We start from the raw sequence: 15,684 nt of genomic DNA, 5'->3' as shown, positions 1-15,684 counted from the left end.
GCGCTCCGCCTGGCGGCGCGGCCGGCGCAGGGATTCGGGCGGCGGGCCTCCATGACGGGTGAGCCGCCCAAGCCCTCGCCCGAGGCGGTCCGCGCGCGGCTGGACGAGATCCGGGCAACGCGCGGCTTCCTGCTGCCGCATCACGGCGCGATGGCCGCCGCGCTGCCGGACCTGCACGATGCCTACGGCGCCATGTACCGCGCCCTGACCCTGACCGAGCGGCACCTGACGCCCTTCGAGAAGGAGTTCGTCTGGCTGGCGATCCTCACCGCCGCGGAGGAGCATGTCGGCACGCATCACGTGGACCTGTTCCACCGCACCGGCGGCACGCCGCGCCAGGCGGAGGCGGCGTTTCGGCTGGTCGCCTGGGCACGCGGGGCGGAGACCTTCGCCTTCCTCGACCGCCACTGGCAGGGGCACTTCCCGGACCTGCGCGCGGCCGACGCCTATCGCGCCGGCACGGCGGCGCTGATCGCAGGGCTGGATGTGCCGGCGCCGCTGGCGCGCCTGGCGCTGCTCGGGGTGCAGGCCGCCAGGGGCGCGCATTGGCCGCTCGCGACGGACATCGAGGCGGCCTATGGCGAGGCGGTGCCGGAGCCGAAGATGGCGGAGGCGATGAGCCTGGTGATGTGGCCGTGCGGCGTGAACCGCTTCCTCGAAGCCTGCGGGGCCTGGCTTCAGGTGCTGCGCAGCGGGCGCGTCGTGCCGTCGCCGGCGTTCCGCGCCTGGGCCGAGACGCCGGACCAGGAGGGTTTCGCGCTGCCGCCGCGAGGTGCGGCTCCGGCTGCATGACGGAGCGCCGCCGCGCCCGCGACCTCGGCTTCGCGCCCGGCATCCTGCCGCCGGGTCGGCTGAACGCCATCACCGATGTCGCCGGCGTGTGCGTCGGCCAGGTGACGGTGACGGAAGGCGAGGCCACGCGCACCGGCGTCACCGCGATCCTGCCGCATGGCGGCAACCCCTTCGCGGATCGTGTGCCGGCCGCTGTCTTCGCGATGAACGGGTTCGGCAAGATGGCGGGCGTGACGCAGGTGCAGGAACTCGGCGAGTTGGAGACGCCGATCCTGCTGACCAACACACTCGCCGTCGGCCGCGCCGTGGAGGCGCTGGTGGACTGGACGCTGGCGCTTCCCGGCAACGAGGCCGTGCGCAGCGTCAATGCCGTGGTGGGCGAGACCAATGACGGCCGCCTCAACGACATCCGCGCCCGCGGCGTGACGGCCGGGCATATGCAGCGCGCGCTGGCGGACGCGACGACCGGTTCCGTCGCGGAGGGCAGCGTCGGGGCCGGCACCGGCACCATGGCCTTCGGCTGGAAGGGCGGCATCGGCACAGCCTCGCGCGTGCTGCCGGCGGCACTCGGCGGCTGGACCGTGGGCGCGCTCGTGCAGGCGAATTACGGCGGCACGCTGGTGATGGACGGGCTGCCGGTCGGCAGGCTGCTGGGCAGATACCATCTCGCGGAGCATGTCGCGCAGCAGGCGGATGCGGACGGCTCCGTCGTGGTGGTGCTGGCGACCGATGCGCCGATCTCCGACCGCAACCTCCAGCGCCTGGCGCGCCGCGCCATGGCCGGCATCGCGCGCACCGGCGCGGCATTCTCGGACGGCTCCGGCGACTACGCCATCGCCTTCGCGACGCATCCGGAGGTGATCCGCACGCCGGCGCGGCGCGCGGCGCAGACCAGCTACGCCGATTGGCCGAACGACCGCGTCTCGCCGCTCTTCGTCGCGGCGATCGAGGCGACGGAGGAAGCCGTGCTCAACGCGCTGACCATGGCGACCACGGTTGAAAGCCGCATCGGCGGCAAGCGCGCGGTGGGCCGTGCCCTGCCGCTGGACCGCTTGCTGGCGCTGCGCGGCGGCTGAGCGCGGTCAGCCCTTCAGCTGCCCGCGCAAGGTCTGCTCGGGCAGGCCGAGCACCAGCAGGAAGGCCGCGCTCATCACCACGCCCGAGAGGGTGAAGCAGCCGGTCAGCGCGGTGCGATAGGCATCGCCGAGCAGCGCATGCTGCGCCGGCGTCAGCGCCGACAGCGCCTCGGCGCCCTGCCGCGCAAGCGCCGCGACATCGAGCGTCGGTCCGGCCGCACCGGAGGCCGAAGCCAGCCGCGCGGACATGATCGCGCCGGAGGCGGCGACGCCGAGCGCACCGCCGAGCGAACGCAGGAAGGTCATCGCCCCCGTCGCCGCGCCGAGCTCGCGCTGGGAGACGGCATTCTGCACGGCAACCGTCAGGTTCGGCATGCCCATCCCCATGCCGAGGCCGAGCAGCGCCATCGAGACCAGGAACAGCGGCGGCGGCGCGGCGGTGTAGGCCAGCACCGCCAGCGAGGCGAGCGCCACCGCCTCCAGCCCAAGCCCCGCCAGCAGGAAGGGCTTGTTGCGCCCGAGCTTCGAGACGATGCGGCCGCCGATCACCGAGGTCAGGACCATCCCGATCACCTGCGGCAGCAGCATCGCGCCGGCGCGCGCCGGGCTCATGCCGAAGACGAGCTGGAAATACAGCGGCAGGAACACGGTGGAGCCGAGCATGGCAAACACCATCATCCCCCCCACGGTGACGCCGCGTGCGAAGACCCGGTTGCGGAACAGCCGGAGGCGGATCAGCGGGTCCGGCGCCACGCTCTCGCGCAACACGAACAGCAGCAGCAGCAGCACGACCAGCGTTGCCAGCGCCGCCGCCTGCCACGACGCCCAGGGGAATTCCACGCCGCCCCAGGCCAGCAGCAGCAGCAGCGACGCCGTCATCCCCGTCAGCAGCGCCGCGCCGGCATAGTCGATGCGCCGTGCCTCGATCCGGCTGGGCTGGCGCAGACCCATCGCGATCAGTACCAGCGCGAGGATTCCGACGGGAAGATTGACGTAGAACACCCAGCGCCAGGACAGCGCGGAGGTGATCACGCCGCCGATCAGTGGCCCCGCCACCGTTGCCAGCGCGAAGGTGCCGGTGAACAGCCCCTGGTAGCGCGGCCGGTCGCGCGGCGGGACGACATCGCCGATCGCTGCCTGCGCCAGCACCAGAAGTCCGCCCGCGCCCAGCCCCTGCAGCGCGCGGAAGGCGATGAGCTGCCCCATGCCCTGCGCCAGCCCCGACAGCAGCGATCCCGCGAGGAACAGCGACACCGCCAGGAAGAACAGCCGGCGGCGTCCATAGAGGTCCGACAGCTTGCCGTAGAGCGGCGCGGTGACGGTGGCGGTGAGCATGAAGGCGGTCACCACCCAGGAGATATGCGCCATCCCCCCGAGGTCGCCGACCATGCGCGGCAGCGCCGTGTTCACGATGTTCTGGTCGAGCGCGGCGAGCGCCATGGTCAGCAGCGCGCCGCCCAGCACCAGCCGCAACCTTGGGGCAGGCGCCGCGGGCGGCGGATCCTCGGTGGGTTGCGGCGGCGTCATGGCGGCGGCTTGGCCATCGGCCATGCGGATCGATCCTCGGAGACTGCGGCGGGCAGGCGGGAACGCGCCGGGCAAGGCAGTGTCGCTGTTCCTGGCCTGGAATTCACGATCCCGAACGCACCACGTCGCGCAGCGCGGAACGGAACTCGCGCCGGTGCAATTCGCGCAGCACCAGCAGGCTCGCCAGGATCAGCGCCAGCGGATGGACGATCCAGGCCAGCGCCGCGAGCCCGAAATAGTAGCTGCGCAGCCCTGTCGTGAAATGCCGGGCCGCACGGTTCAGCACCCGCGCCGTCGCCTCGGCCTCGGCCTGCGCCGCTTCGCTCTGCGGTGCGCAGGGCATGGCACCGAGCAGGATGGAGCCGTAGTTGAACTGGCGCAGCGCCCAGGTCAGCTCGAAGAAGGCGTTGACGAAGATCACCAGCAGCAGCGCGATCTTCATCTCCCAGGCGGCCTCGTCCTGCACCACGGACCAGGGCAGGACCGCCACCACGCGCCGCCCGAGATCCGATGCGCCGAGCAGCGCCACCAGCCCGCCGAGGATCAGGATGGAGGTCGTGGCCAGGAAGCCGGTCGACTGCATCAGGTTGCCGATGGCGGCGACATCCGGGATGCGGTTCTCGCGCGCGAGCGCCGCGCGCATCCAGCGCTGGCGGTGGTGATCCATGGCGGTGATCACGCTGCGCGCGCGGATGGCCGGCACGCGGTCCACCAGCGTGGCATAGCCGAACCAGCACAGGGCGAAGACCGCCAGCGCCAGCCAGTCGAGCGGGGTGAGCAGATGCATCTGCGCCACGCTACCCCAGCCGGTCCATGGCAGGAATGCGCCGCGGGGCGCCGCAATGCCAGCGGAATTGCGCCGGACCCTTCCCAACGCGCCGGCGCGGCGCGACACTTGCCGCGGGACGCCGCAGGATTGCACGGAGGAATGCCATGGGCCGACGGTGCAGGGCGGGCCAGCGCGGCTGGCATCCGGGGATGGCACTCCTGCTGGCCGCGGGCTTCGGCAGCGCCGTGTGCCTGCATCCTTCGCCGCGCCAGGCCTGGGCACAGGCGCCCGCCAGCGCGCCAGCCACGCCGCAATCGGCGGCGGAGCGCCTCGACCAGGGCCAGCTGGAGGCCTTGCTGGCGCCCATCGCGCTCTATCCCGACAGCCTGCTGATGCAGGTGCTGATGGCCAGCACCTATCCGCTGGAGGTGGTGCAGGCGAAGCGCTGGCTCGGCCAGGGCAGCAATGCGCAGCTCAAGGGAGAGGATCTGGCGAAGGCGCTGGAGGGGCAAAGCTGGGATCCCTCGGTGAAGTCGCTGGTGCCCTTCCCGGATGTGCTGACCATGATGAATGACCAGCTCGACTGGACGCAGCAGGTCGGCGACGCGCTGCTGGGGCAGCAGGAGGATGTGCTGAATGCCGTGCAGGTGCTGCGCGGCCGTGCGCATGCCGCCGGGAACCTGCAGAGCGGCCCGCAGCAGACGGTGAACGTGACCACGAACGTCACCGTGCCGCCGCCCGCGCCTGGCGCGCCGGCGCCTGTGGTGGCGCCGCCGCAGCAGGTGATCACCATCGCGCCGACGCAGCCGGAGACGGTCTATGTGCCGGCCTACAATCCGAGCGTGGTCTATGGTAGCTGGCCCTATCCGTCCTACCCGCCGACCTATTATCCGCCGCCGCCCTCCTGGGGCATCGGCAATGCGCTGCTGACCGGCATGGCCTTCGCCGGCGGCGTCGCGCTGGTCGGTTCGCTGTGGGGCTGGGCCTCCCCCTCCTGGGGGCGCGGCAACGTCGACGTCAACGTCAACCGCTACAACAACATCAACGTCAACCGGAACCAGATCACCAGCAACCAGTGGCGGCATGACTCGAGCCACCGGCATGGCGTCGCCTATCGCAACGACCAGGTGCGCAACACCTATCGGCCGGATGCCGGCGCGCAGCGCGCCGATGCGCGCGACCAGTTCCGCGGCAGGGCCGAGCAGATCCAGCGCCAGGGCGGTCTGGACCGCGCGCCGATCGGCGGCGACCGGCCGGGCGCGGGTGATCGTCCGGGGCTCGGCGACCGGCCGGGGGCAGGCGACCGACCCGGCCTTGGCGAGCGTCCGGGTGGCGGTGACCGGCCTGGCCTGGGGGATCGTCCCGGCGCCGGCGACAGGCCCAGCCTCGGGGACCGCCCCGGCGCGGGCGCTGCGCAGCGCCCCGCAGATCGTCCCGGGTCGGGCGCTGCGCAGCGCCCCGCGGACCGGCCATCGCAGCGTCCGGCCGAACGTCCGGCCCAGCGGCCCGCCGTGGCAGACCGCCAGCCCGCGGTCAGCCAGAGCGGTCGGCCGCAGGTGCAACGCCCCGCGCCGCAGCCGGCCAATCGCGGTGCGTTGCAGGGCGCGTCCAATCCGCAATTCGACCGCGCCGCCGCTTCGCGCGGGCAGGCCAGCCGCCAGGCCGCCCAGGCGCGCCCGGCGCCGCAGCGTGCTGCCGCGCCGCGCGCCGGCGGCGGCGCTGCCGCGCGTGGCGGCGGTCGGCGGTAGGGCGGGGAGATCGCCATGATGATCCGAATCGCCCCCCTCGCCCTGCTGCTGCTGGGCCTGTCGCTGCCGCCTGCGGTCGCGCAGGGCGGCGGCGAGGCCGCGCCGCCCGCGGCCGCACCCGCGCCGCAGCCGGTCCAGCCGCAGCGCTTTCGCAGTCCCGAGGAAGGCTTCGCGGCCTTCGCTGAGGCTGTTGCCCGGCATGACGAGCGGCGCCTGCTGCGCGTGCTGGGCGAGGCCGGACGCCGCCTGATCCGCTCCGGCGACGCGGTGGCCGACCGTGCCGCGCGCGCCGACTTCACCGCAATGTATGCCGCGGGGCACAGGATCGAACGGCCCTCCGCGGACCGCGCGGTGCTGGTCGTGGGGCCGGACGATTGGCCGCTGCCCATCCCCATGCGCCTGAGCGGCGGCGCCTGGCGCTTCGATGCGCGCGCCGGCGCGCAGGAGCTCGTGGATCGCCGGATCGGGCGGAACGAGCTCGACACCATCGAGACGCTGCGCGCCATCGCCGATGCGCAGCGGGACTACGCAAGCGGACCCGGACGGCAGGGCGGGCTGCGCGCCTATGCGCAACGCTTCTTCTCGACCCCGGGCCAGCGCGACGGGCTGTATTGGCCAAGCGCGCCGGGCGAGGCGGAAAGCCCGCTCGGACCGCTGCTCGCCGCCGCCAGCGCGGGTGGTTATGCGCGTGGGCGCGGCGACGTGCCGCAGGCCTATCACGGCTACTATTTCCGCATCCTGACGCGACAGGGCGCGGCGGCGCCGGGCGGGGCGATGGACTGGGTGGTGAACGGGCGGATGATCGGCGGCTTCGCCGTGCTCGCCTGGCCAGCCAGCTACGGCAGCACCGGCTGGAAGAGCTTCATGGTCAGCCATGACAGCGTGGTGTGGGAGGCCGATCTCGGCCGTGACACGGCGCGTCGTGCCGCGGCGATCACCGCCTTCGATCCCGGCCAGGGCTGGTCGCGCGTGGCGGAGTGATCGCGCGCTATCGCGTGGCGCGCCACGCCGCGTAGCGCGCCTTCACGGCGGCATCCGGCGGGTAGTGCCCTTCCAGCGGCGCCCCCGCCGCGATCTGCGCCTGCGCCCAATCCTCGTATTCGAGCTTCGCGGCGGCTTCCTCGACCACGGCCTCCACGATGCCGCGGGGGATGCACACTACGCCGCAGGCATCGCCAACCATGATGTCGCCGGGAAAGATCGCGACGGGTCCGAGCCCCACCGGCAGCCCCTGGTCCACGATCATCACCGCCGCGCCGGACGGCACCGGCGCCGAGCCGCCGGAATGGAACACCGGCAGCGGCAGCGCCGCCACGGCCGGCAGGTCCGCGACGCCGGTATCCACCACCACGCCCGCGACGCCGCGGCGATGCAGCGCCGTGGCGATGATGTCGCCGAGCACCGAGACATGCGCGGCGCCGCCGGTGGCGCAGACCAGCACGCAGCCTTCCGGCGCGGCGCCGAAAAAGGCGCGGTGCAGGTTCGGCGCCTCGCCGCGCGCCACCGCGTCGCGAAGGTCCTCCCGCACGGGGATGGCACGGATGGTCCAGGCCGGGCCCACCATGCGCGGTGCGGCGGGGTTCGCCGGTTGCACGCCATGCAGGAAGCGGCTGCGCAGGCCGCGGGCGTAGAGCACGGCGGAAAGCGTCGGCACCGGCAGCGCCTGCAGCTTGGCGCGCACATCCTCGGGCAGGGGTGTCATTGCCGGCATGTCTCCGTGCGGGCAGGCTGGGCGGGATTGTGCAAAGAGGGTGTCACATGGCCGAGGCCGCGCGGAAGCCGTTCATCGAGCAGAATGTTGTCTGGCTCTACACCGATGACCTCGATCGCCTCGCGAACTTCTATCGCGACGTGCTGGAGCTTCCGCAGGTGCTGGACCAGGGCGTGTGCCGCGTGTTCCAGGTGAGCCCGACGGGCTTCCTCGGCGTCTGCAACAAGGAAGGCCGGCCGCGCGGCACGAAGGGGATGATGTTCACCTTCCTCGTGGAGGACGTCGAGCAGGCTTACGCCTATTTCAAGGCGAAGGGGGTCGAGTTCGACGGGCCGCCGGACATGCTCGGCGGCCGCACTGTCTTTTCGTGCTTCTTCAAGGACCCGGAGGGCTACTGGCTGGAGATGCAGGAATTCAACGACCCGCGCTGGCCCTACCCCGAAGGCCGCGGCCCACGGCGGGGTTGATGCCTCGAGGCCCTCTCCCCCCTGCGGGGGGAGAGGGTTGGGTGAGGGGGGCGACCCGCTTCAAGGATACTGTAGCACGACCTCGCGCCCGATCTGCTCGGCCTGCGCCTCCGCCCGCGCCCGCCATTCGCGCATCAGCGGGCTCTCCATCTGCGCCACGATGAACGCCATCGAATCAGCCGGAAGCTCCACGCCATAGGTCACGTAACGGCTGCACATCGGCGCCATCACCGCATCGGCGAAGCAGAATTCCGTGCCCATCACATACGGCCCGCCGTGACGCGCGCGCGCGTCGCGCCAGATCGCCTCCAGCCGCTCCGTCCCCGTGCGCACGCCGGGGCGGTTCATCAGCTTCACGTTGGAGGGCAGCCCGTCCTTCACCGGCCAGCGCTTGATCAGGTTCATCGGCAGGCCGTTGCGCACCTCGTCGAAATGGCTGTGCACCTCGGCGGCGACGCAGCGGGCATAGGCGCGCTTCGCGGGATCGCGTGGCCAGATCGCGCAGGACGGATCGCGCTCCCACAGCCATTCGGCGATGGCGAGGCTGTCCCACAGCACCGCGCCGTCCGGCAGGTGCAGCGCCGGCACGCGGCCGGAGGGGCTGATCGCCTTCAGCTTGGCCGGGCTGTCGGGCCGCGAGAGGAAGATCGTGCGCTCCTCCACCGCCAGCCCGCCGAGGCGGCATGCCATCCACCCCACCACCGACCAGGAGGAGGACCAGGCGCTGCCGAGATACAGCACGGGCGTCGTCATGCGCGGTGGACCCTTCGCAGCGTGTCAGGGGATGTTGCGCCGCAGCGTGCGGGATGCGCAACATGTCCGCCTGCCCAGGAGAGATGCATGACGACACGCCGCACGTTGATCGCCGCCACCGCCCTGGCCGTCGCCGCCCCCGCCGTTGCGCGCGCGCAAGGCGGGTATCCGACGCGCCCGATCCGCTTCGTCGTGCCCTGGCCGCCGGGCGGTGCGACCGGCAACATCGCGCGGATCGCCGGGGATGCGATGTCGCCGCTGCTGGGCCAGCCGATCGTGCTGGATCACAAGCCCGGCGCGGGCGGCGCCATCGGCTCGGAGAATGTCGCGAAGTCGCCGCCGGATGGCTATTCCATCCTGATCGCCGGCGCCGGCACCTTCTATCGCACCGCCATCGAGCAGAACGTGCCCTGGGATCCCGAGAAGGATTTCAGCTTCGTCGGGCTGATCGGGCAGGGACCCTTCGCGCTGGTGATCCGCAACGGCCTGCCGGGCACGCTGGGGGGTTTCATCGCGCATGCGAAGGCGAACCCGGGCAAGCTGAACTTCGTCTCCTCCGGCCAGGGCTCGACGAGCCACCTGACCGCGGAGGCCTTCAACACCGCCGCCGGCATCCAGGCGACGCATGTGCCCTATCGCGGATCGTCGCAGGCGATGACGGATCTGGTGGCCGGTCGCGTGGACTACTACTTCGACGCCTTCAGCAGCGTGCAGGAGCATACGCGCGCCGGGCGCATCCAGATCCTCGGCGTCACCACGCCCACGCGCGCGCCGCAGGCGCCGGATGTGCCGACGCTGGCCGAGGCGGGCGTCGCCGGCTTCGCCATCGCGCCCTGGTGGGGGATCGTCGCGCCGGCCGGCGTGCCGGCGCCGATCCTGGAGAAGCTGTCGGGCGCGCTGGGCCAGGGGCTGGCGCAGCCGGCGGTGGTGACCGCGCTGGCCAACCAGGGCTGCACCGCGGGCTTCATGCCCTCCGCCGCCTTCGAGCGGTTCGTCCGCGCCGAGGACGCGAAATGGGTCCGCGTGATCGAGGGCGCCGGGCTGCGCGTGCGGTAGCCTGCGCGCCATGCGCGGCACCGTGCTGGCGGTGGACCTCGGCGGGTCCAGCCTGCGGGTCGCGCTGATCGGCGAGGGGACGATCCGCGCATTGCATGCCGTGCCGCATCGCAGCGAGGCAGAGGCCGATCCGGCGCAGTGGTGGCAGGGCGTGCAGGATGGCGCCGCCGCGCTGCACGCGGCGGATGCCGTGGGCTTCGCCGAACTCCGTGCCGTCGCGGTCAGCGCCTTCACGCGGAGCCTGGTGTTGCTGGACGAAACGGGCGCGGTGCTGCGACCGGCGATCCTGTGGGGCGACACGCGCGCGGAGTCCGTGCTGCCGGCGTTGCGCGCGCGCCTGCCGTCGGCGCATCCCGAAGTCGAGCAGGTCAACGCCTTCCATCCGCTGGCGCGGCTGTCTTGGCTGGCGCAAGCCGAACCCGACACGCTGCACCGTGCTGCGGCCGCGATTGAGCCCAAGGATTTCCTCAATTTCCGCCTGACGGGGCAGGTCGCCTCCGACGTGATCTCCTCGGCGCGCCTTGCGGCATCGGCCGGACTGTTTGCGCCCGCGGACCTGCCTTCGCTGCTGCCGCGGCTGAACCGGCCGGGGCAGGTGATGGGGCAGGTACGGCCTGAACTACCCGGCGCGCTGGGCCGGCTCGCGGGCTTGCCGGTAATGGCGATGGCGCACGACACCTGGGCCGCGGTGCTGGGCCTCGGTGCGCTGCGCGCGGGCTGCGCGTATTGCATCTCCGGCACCACGGAGGTGCTGGGGCTGCTGCATGATGCGCCTGCATTCGCCCCGGGGTTGCTGACCGTGGATTGGGACGGGCTTTGGCAACTCGGCGGTCCCAGCCAGCATGGCGCGGATCTGCTGGCCTGGCTGGCCGCGATGGGCGTGGCGGCGGAGGACCCCCCACCGGGCGATCCGCTGCCGCTGCTGTTCCTGCCGACGCTCGCCGGCGAGCGCGTGCCGCACTGGGATGCCGCGCTGCGCGGCGCCTTCCTTGGCCTGACGCGCGACCACGGCGCGGCGGAGATGCGCCGTGCGGTGATGCAGGGCGTCGCGCTCAACAACCGCACCGTGCTGGAGCGCGCCGAAGCGGCGACGGGGCGCGTGGCGGAGGAAGTGCGGCTGGGCGGCGGCGGCGCGACGCCGGGCTGGGCGCAGCTGCGCGCGGATGTGCTGGGGCGGCCGGTGGTGCTGACGGAGGGGCGGGAGCCCGGCCTGCTGGGCTGCGCGGTCGCGGCCTTCGCGGCGGTGGAGGGTGCGTCGCTGCCGGCGATGCAGGCGGCGCTCGTGCGGCCGGCGGCGCGCTTCGCGCCGGATGCCCGGCGGCACGCGATCGCGACGCGGCTGCATGCGGTCTTCTCTCAGGCGGAGGCGGCGGTGGCGCCGGTCTCGCGGGCGCTGGCGGGCTTTTCGTAAGGCGCCTGCTGGGGAAAGGTGGGGCGATGAGTTCGCGCCTTCGCTTGCAGATGCAGCGCTGCCCCCACCCCGACCAGCCTTCGGCCTCGCGGCAATGCCGCAAGCCCCCGCACCGCGGGGGAGGGAGAAGTCTGCGATGATCCGCCGCACACTCGCCCGCTACGGCACCGCGCTGGCGGGCGTCGCGCTCTTCGCCTTCTTTGCGCTCGGCTCCCCGGTCTTCCTGACGCCCGACAACATCGCGCTGATCCTGAAGGAGACTGCCTTCCTCGGCATCCTCGCCATCGGCTTCACCCTGGCGCTGGTCACCGCCGAGATCGATCTTTCCATCGCCGAGGTCGCCTCCCTCGCCGCTGTCGTGACCGGCGCGCTGGTGCATGGCGGCACGAATCCCTGGATCGCGGTGGGCGCGGGGCTGGTCGTCGGTACGCTCTGCGGCGCGGCGAATGGCGTCGCGGTGACGGTGCTGAACGTGCCCTCGCTGATCGCGACGCTCGGCGTCGCTGCCATCGCCAAGGGATTTTCGTTCATGCTGACGCAGGGCGTGGCCTTCGTCGGGCGCTGGCCGGCGTCCTTCACCAACCTGGCGCGCGGCACGCTGCTCGGCGTGCCGAACCTGATCTGGTGGTTGGCCGGCGTCGGCTTCGCGGCCTGGCTGCTGGTGAAATGGACGCGGCTCGGCGCGCATCTGGTCGCGACCGGCGAGGCGGACGAGGCGGCGCGGCTGGCCGGAATCCGCACGCGGTCCATGAAGCGCCTGGCGCTGACCTTGGCCGGCGCCTGCGCGGGGCTGACGGCGGTGCTGCTGGCTTCCTCGCTCTCCTCGGCCGCGCCGGCGATGGCGAACGACCATTTCCTGTATGCCATCGCCGCGGTGCTCCTCGGGATGAGCATGTTCGAGCCGGGGCGGCCGAACATCCCGGGCACGCTGTTCGCGGCCTTCACGCTGAAGGTGCTGGGCAACGGGCTGGTGCTGCTCGGCGCCGAGTACTATTGGCAGGACATCGTGCTCGGCACGATCATCCTGGTCTCGGTGGCGCTGTCCGCGACCGGCACGGGCAAGGCACCATTCGTCAAGAAGCTGAACTTTCGGAGATAGGGGAGACGACGATGCAGGCAATCACCAAGCGCAACCTGATGCTCGGCGGCGCCGCGCTGGCCGCGACGCTCGCGCGCCCGGCGCTGGCGCAGGCGATGGATGTCGCGATCATCGGATTCCAGATGAGCAGCGAGACGCATGCCCGTGCCGCCAACGCCGCCGCCGCTGCGGCCCGCGCCAAGGGCTGGAACGCCACGGTGCTGAACAGCGAGGGATCGCTGCCGCGCCATGCCGAGCAGCTGGATACGCTGATCGGCCGCCGGCCGAAGGCGATCATCGTCTGCATGGGCAAGCCGGTGGAGGCCGAGGCACAGTTCCAGCGCGCCAAAGCCGCGAATGTGCCGGTGATCACCATCATGTCCGGCGCCTCGAACGACACGCTGTTCGACATCCAGGTCAACGAATACGAGGTGGGCGCGAAGGCGGCGCTGTGGCTGCTCGGCGAGCTCGGCTACCAGGGCAACATCCTGACGCAGCGCTTCGAGGGCAATGTCGGCACGCGCATCCGCGGCAAGGTGCTGGACGTGGTGCTGTCGGAGAATACCGGCGTGCGCGTGCTGGGCACCCACACCATGGCGCGAACCGCGTCCTGGCGCGACGATGTGCGGCAGGGCTTCCAGGCGCTGCTGCTGCGCCATGGGGCGCAGACCCAGGGCATCTGGGCGAGCTTCGACGGCCAGGCCTTCGTCATCGACGACCTGCTGAAGGTGCGCGGGGCGAAGAAGGGGCAGGTGAAGTTCGTCTCGATCGACGGCGGCGCCGAGACCTATCGCCGCATCGCCGATCCCGACAGCACGTTGATGGCGACGGTGACCATCCCCTTCGAGGAGATGGGGACGAAGGCGGTGGACGCGGCGGAACGCATCGTCGTGAAGGGCGAGCCGAAGGGCGCGATCACGTCAGGGCCATATCTCTTCATGGATGCGGCGCTGGTTGATGGAAACAACGTGCGGCGGTTCCTTTAGGGTCGGGGGAGCGTGACCTCGCTCCTCTCCCTCCGCGGCATCGGCATGTCCTATGGCGCGGTCACCGCGCTGCGTGACGTGAATCTCGACATCGCCGCGGGCGAGGTGGTCGCGCTCTGCGGCGACAACGGCGCGGGCAAGTCCTCGCTGGTGAAGATACTGGCCGGCGCGCAGGCGCCAACCGCCGGCACGATCATGCTGGATGACACGAACGAACGATTCCGCGATCCGCAGGATGCGCTGCGCAAGGGCATCGCGACGATCTACCAGGACCTGGCCGTCGCGCCGCGGCTGTCCATCTGGCAGAACGTCTTTCTCGGGTCCGAGCTGACGCGCCCGCCTTTCGGCCTGCTCGACAAGCGCCGCATGGCGGAGATGAGCCGCGGCTTCCTCGCTCGGCTCGCGGTGGACATCGCGGATATGGAGACGCCGGTGGAGCGGCTTTCCGGCGGGCAGCGCCAGGCCGTCGCGATCTGCCGTGCGCTGCGCTGGGATGCACGCATCATCATCATGGACGAGCCGACTGCGGCACTCGGCGTGAAGGAGACGGCGCAGGTGCTGGACCTGATCCGCCGCCTGCATGCTGAGAAGCACACCGTCATCCTCGTCAGCCACGCCATGCAGGACGTGGTGGCGGTGGCGGACCGCGTGGTGATCCTGCGGGGCGGGCGGAAAGTGGAGGACCGGCCGGTCGCGGGGCTGACGGCGGGCGACCTCGCCGCGATGATCATGCAGCGCGCAGCCTGACGGAGGTTTTTGCGGACATGTCCAGGATCGTCACCATCGGCGCCGCGCAGACGGGACCCATCGCGCGCGGCGAATCCCGCCCGCAGGTGGTGGAACGGCTGATCGCGCTGCTGCGCCAGGGCGCGGCTTCAGGCTGCGACCTGGTGGTGTTCCCCGAGGCGACGCTGACGGCCTTCTTCCCGCATTGGTGGATCGAGGATGCGGCGGAACTGGATGCGTGGTTCGAGCGCGAGATGCCCTCCAATGAGACGGCGCCGTTGTTCAACGAGGCGCGACGGCTCGGTGTGGGCTTCCACCTCGGCTATTGCGAGCTGGTCGAGGAGGAGGGGCGGATGCGCCGCTTCAACACCGCGATCCTCGTCGGCAAGGACGGGCAGGTGATCGGGAAATACCGCAAGATCCATCTGCCCGGCCATGCCGACCACGAGCCCTGGCGCCCCTTCCAGAACCTGGAGAAACGCTACTTCGAAGTCGGCAATCTCGGCTGGCCGGTGTGGCGTGCCTTCGGCGGCGTGACCGGCATGATGATCTGCAACGACCGTCGCTGGCCGGAAGCCTGGCGCGTGCTGGGGCTTCAGAGCGCGGAGCTGGTGGTGCTGGGCTACAACACGCCGCGCCACGATCCCACGACGCCGCAGCACGACCGTCTCGCGGAGTTCCACAATCACCTGTCGATGCAGGCCGGCGCCTACCAGAACGGGTGCTGGGTGGTGGGCGTGGCGAAGGCGGGCGTAGAGGAAGGCATCGAGCAGATCGGCGGGTCCTGCATCATCGCCCCGACCGGCGAGATCGTGGCGCAGGCGATCACGGCGGGCGACGAACTGGTGACGGCGCGCTGCGACCTGGATGCGGCGACCCCGATCAAGCGCAACATCTTCAACTTCGCCCGCCACCGCCGGCCGGAGCAGTACCGCATGATCGTGGAAAGGACGGGCGCCGAGCCGCCGGCGTGACACTGCTCCCTCCCCCGCAGTGCGGGGGAGGGTCGGGGTGGGGGCCGCGCGCCCTTCGCCTCAGTACCCCGCCTTCGCCTCCACCTCGAAGCCGCGCTTCGCGATCAGCATGGTGCGGTCGAATTCGCAGACCAGCTTGCCGTCCTGGTTGAAGCCGCGCGTGCGGATCGTCACCACCCCCGCATTCGGCCGCGACTTGCTCTCCCGCTTGTCCAGCACCTCGCTCTCGGCGGAAAGCGTGTCGCCGGCGAATAGCGGATAGGTCAGCTTGATCTCCTTCCAGCCGAGATTGGCGATCGCCTTCTGCGACACGTCGGAGACGCTCATGCCCACCATCAGCGCGACGGTGAAGGGCGAGCAGATGATGCAGCGGCCGAACTCGGAATGCTTCGCGTATTCGGCGTCGAAATGCATCGGGTGCTGGTTCATCGTCAGCAGCGTGAACCAGGTGTTCTCCGTCTCCGTGATGGTGCGGTTGGGACGGTGTTCGTAGACGTGGCCGGGCTCGAAATCCTCGAAGTAGCGGCCGAAGGTCTCGCGGAAGCGGCCGGGCGCGACTTCCTTGTGGGTCTGGACCATGGCGTCCCCTCTCGATTTGTCCGGACAACTC

Annotated in this window: 16 protein-coding genes; 11 read left to right on the top strand and 5 right to left on the bottom strand. The window is 71.5% G+C overall.

The window, feature by feature from the left end; genetic code table 11:
* Positions 1–51: 51 nt before the first annotated feature.
* Together E4T13_RS04935 and E4T13_RS04930 are read left to right on the top strand one after the other, a co-directional pair.
* A complete protein-coding gene (locus E4T13_RS04935) occupies positions 52–792 on the top strand; it encodes a hypothetical protein (RefSeq protein ID WP_137177093.1) in 741 nt (246 codons plus the stop codon).
* Positions 789–1,868 (top strand): P1 family peptidase, encoded by a 1,080-nt coding sequence (locus E4T13_RS04930; RefSeq protein ID WP_137177092.1) that lies wholly within the window; start codon positions 789–791, stop codon positions 1,866–1,868. The genes E4T13_RS04935 and E4T13_RS04930 overlap by 4 nt, the downstream gene beginning before the upstream one ends.
* A 6-nt stretch (positions 1,869–1,874) precedes the next feature.
* On the opposite strand, the gene E4T13_RS04925 is transcribed toward E4T13_RS04930, so the two are convergent.
* Positions 1,875–3,419, bottom strand: coding sequence for an MDR family MFS transporter (locus E4T13_RS04925; RefSeq protein WP_306768304.1), 1,545 nt, complete (start codon positions 3,417–3,419; stop codon positions 1,875–1,877).
* Between the two features lie 79 nt (positions 3,420–3,498).
* The gene (locus E4T13_RS04920) at positions 3,499–4,182 is read right to left on the bottom strand and encodes a DUF599 domain-containing protein (protein WP_137177091.1); all 684 of its coding nucleotides are present in this window, start codon (positions 4,180–4,182) and stop codon (positions 3,499–3,501) included.
* Positions 4,183–4,373: 191 nt separating this feature from the next.
* On the opposite strand from E4T13_RS04920, the gene E4T13_RS04915 reads away from it, so the two are divergent.
* Both E4T13_RS04915 and E4T13_RS04910 read left to right on the top strand, forming a co-directional pair.
* Positions 4,374–5,912, top strand: a complete 1,539-nt coding sequence (locus E4T13_RS04915) for a DUF3300 domain-containing protein (protein ID WP_170984808.1) — start codon at positions 4,374–4,376, stop codon at positions 5,910–5,912.
* A gap of 15 nt (positions 5,913–5,927) precedes the next feature.
* On the top strand, positions 5,928–6,893 hold the full coding sequence (locus E4T13_RS04910; protein ID WP_240790988.1) for a DUF2950 domain-containing protein: 966 nt from the start codon (positions 5,928–5,930) through the stop codon (positions 6,891–6,893).
* A gap of 7 nt (positions 6,894–6,900) precedes the next feature.
* On the opposite strand, the gene E4T13_RS04905 is transcribed toward E4T13_RS04910, so the two are convergent.
* A complete protein-coding gene (locus tag E4T13_RS04905) occupies positions 6,901–7,614 on the bottom strand; it encodes a ribonuclease activity regulator RraA (protein WP_170984807.1) in 714 nt (237 codons plus the stop codon).
* A 56-nt stretch (positions 7,615–7,670) separates the two neighbouring features.
* Between E4T13_RS04905 and E4T13_RS04900 the strand changes: the two genes are divergently transcribed.
* On the top strand, positions 7,671–8,090 hold the full coding sequence (locus E4T13_RS04900) for a VOC family protein (RefSeq protein ID WP_137177088.1): 420 nt from the start codon (positions 7,671–7,673) through the stop codon (positions 8,088–8,090).
* Positions 8,091–8,150: 60 nt separating this feature from the next.
* Here the strand turns inward: E4T13_RS04900 and E4T13_RS04895 are convergent, their stop codons facing one another.
* Complete coding sequence (locus E4T13_RS04895; RefSeq protein ID WP_137177087.1) at positions 8,151–8,843, bottom strand: glutathione S-transferase N-terminal domain-containing protein; 693 nt, start codon at positions 8,841–8,843, stop codon at positions 8,151–8,153.
* Positions 8,844–8,930: 87 nt separating this feature from the next.
* Between E4T13_RS04895 and E4T13_RS04890 the strand changes: the two genes are divergently transcribed.
* The 6 genes from E4T13_RS04890 to E4T13_RS04865 all read left to right on the top strand — a co-directional run bounded on the left by E4T13_RS04890 (position 8,931) and on the right by E4T13_RS04865 (position 15,074).
* Positions 8,931–9,899: a tripartite tricarboxylate transporter substrate binding protein gene (locus tag E4T13_RS04890; protein WP_137177086.1), complete on the top strand. Its 969-nt coding sequence runs from the start codon at positions 8,931–8,933 to the stop codon at positions 9,897–9,899.
* A 10-nt stretch (positions 9,900–9,909) separates the two neighbouring features.
* Entirely contained in the window at positions 9,910–11,310 is a 1,401-nt protein-coding gene (locus tag E4T13_RS04885; protein WP_137177085.1) for an FGGY-family carbohydrate kinase, read from the top strand.
* Positions 11,311–11,446: 136 nt separating this feature from the next.
* Positions 11,447–12,409: an ABC transporter permease gene (locus E4T13_RS04880; protein ID WP_240790987.1), complete on the top strand. Its 963-nt coding sequence runs from the start codon at positions 11,447–11,449 to the stop codon at positions 12,407–12,409.
* Positions 12,410–12,420: 11 nt separating this feature from the next.
* Positions 12,421–13,374, top strand: a complete 954-nt coding sequence (locus E4T13_RS04875; protein ID WP_137177084.1) for a sugar ABC transporter substrate-binding protein — start codon at positions 12,421–12,423, stop codon at positions 13,372–13,374.
* A 12-nt stretch (positions 13,375–13,386) separates the two neighbouring features.
* Positions 13,387–14,121 carry an ATP-binding cassette domain-containing protein gene (locus E4T13_RS04870; RefSeq protein ID WP_137177083.1) on the top strand — a complete coding sequence of 245 codons (735 nt, stop codon included), beginning with the start codon at positions 13,387–13,389 and terminating at the stop codon, positions 14,119–14,121.
* A 17-nt stretch (positions 14,122–14,138) separates the two neighbouring features.
* Positions 14,139–15,074 carry an N-carbamoyl-D-amino-acid hydrolase gene (locus E4T13_RS04865; protein WP_137177082.1) on the top strand — a complete coding sequence of 312 codons (936 nt, stop codon included), beginning with the start codon at positions 14,139–14,141 and terminating at the stop codon, positions 15,072–15,074.
* Between the two features lie 60 nt (positions 15,075–15,134).
* Here E4T13_RS04865 and E4T13_RS04860 read toward each other — a convergent pair whose 3' ends face one another.
* Positions 15,135–15,653 carry a MaoC family dehydratase gene (locus E4T13_RS04860; protein ID WP_137177081.1) on the bottom strand — a complete coding sequence of 173 codons (519 nt, stop codon included), beginning with the start codon at positions 15,651–15,653 and terminating at the stop codon, positions 15,135–15,137.
* Positions 15,654–15,684: the final 31 nt, after the last annotated feature.

It is taken from the genome of Roseomonas sp. AR75 (assembly GCF_005222815.1).
In the GTDB taxonomy this organism is placed as follows: Bacteria; Pseudomonadota; Alphaproteobacteria; order Acetobacterales; family Acetobacteraceae; genus Falsiroseomonas.
The sequence above is the reverse complement of the archived record's forward strand: the minus strand, read 5'-3'. Positions and strand labels throughout refer to the sequence as shown.

What these genes read in the sequence shown, in the direction of transcription:
- E4T13_RS04935 (WP_137177093.1), top strand. Translation starts at nt 52, where the DNA reads ATGACGGGTGAGCCGCCCAAGCCCTCGCCCGAGGCGGTCCGCGCGCGG.
- E4T13_RS04930 (WP_137177092.1), top strand. Translation starts at nt 789, where the DNA reads ATGACGGAGCGCCGCCGCGCCCGCGACCTCGGCTTCGCGCCCGGCATC.
- E4T13_RS04925 (WP_306768304.1), bottom strand. Translation starts at nt 3,419, where the DNA reads ATGGCCGATGGCCAAGCCGCCGCCATGACGCCGCCGCAACCCACCGAG.
- E4T13_RS04920 (WP_137177091.1), bottom strand. Translation starts at nt 4,182, where the DNA reads ATGCATCTGCTCACCCCGCTCGACTGGCTGGCGCTGGCGGTCTTCGCC.
- E4T13_RS04915 (WP_170984808.1), top strand. Translation starts at nt 4,374, where the DNA reads ATGGCACTCCTGCTGGCCGCGGGCTTCGGCAGCGCCGTGTGCCTGCAT.
- E4T13_RS04910 (WP_240790988.1), top strand. Translation starts at nt 5,928, where the DNA reads ATGATGATCCGAATCGCCCCCCTCGCCCTGCTGCTGCTGGGCCTGTCG.
- E4T13_RS04905 (WP_170984807.1), bottom strand. Translation starts at nt 7,614, where the DNA reads ATGACACCCCTGCCCGAGGATGTGCGCGCCAAGCTGCAGGCGCTGCCG.
- E4T13_RS04900 (WP_137177088.1), top strand. Translation starts at nt 7,671, where the DNA reads ATGGCCGAGGCCGCGCGGAAGCCGTTCATCGAGCAGAATGTTGTCTGG.
- E4T13_RS04895 (WP_137177087.1), bottom strand. Translation starts at nt 8,843, where the DNA reads ATGACGACGCCCGTGCTGTATCTCGGCAGCGCCTGGTCCTCCTCCTGG.
- E4T13_RS04890 (WP_137177086.1), top strand. Translation starts at nt 8,931, where the DNA reads ATGACGACACGCCGCACGTTGATCGCCGCCACCGCCCTGGCCGTCGCC.
- E4T13_RS04885 (WP_137177085.1), top strand. Translation starts at nt 9,910, where the DNA reads ATGCGCGGCACCGTGCTGGCGGTGGACCTCGGCGGGTCCAGCCTGCGG.
- E4T13_RS04880 (WP_240790987.1), top strand. Translation starts at nt 11,447, where the DNA reads ATGATCCGCCGCACACTCGCCCGCTACGGCACCGCGCTGGCGGGCGTC.
- E4T13_RS04875 (WP_137177084.1), top strand. Translation starts at nt 12,421, where the DNA reads ATGCAGGCAATCACCAAGCGCAACCTGATGCTCGGCGGCGCCGCGCTG.
- E4T13_RS04865 (WP_137177082.1), top strand. Translation starts at nt 14,139, where the DNA reads ATGTCCAGGATCGTCACCATCGGCGCCGCGCAGACGGGACCCATCGCG.
- E4T13_RS04860 (WP_137177081.1), bottom strand. Translation starts at nt 15,653, where the DNA reads ATGGTCCAGACCCACAAGGAAGTCGCGCCCGGCCGCTTCCGCGAGACC.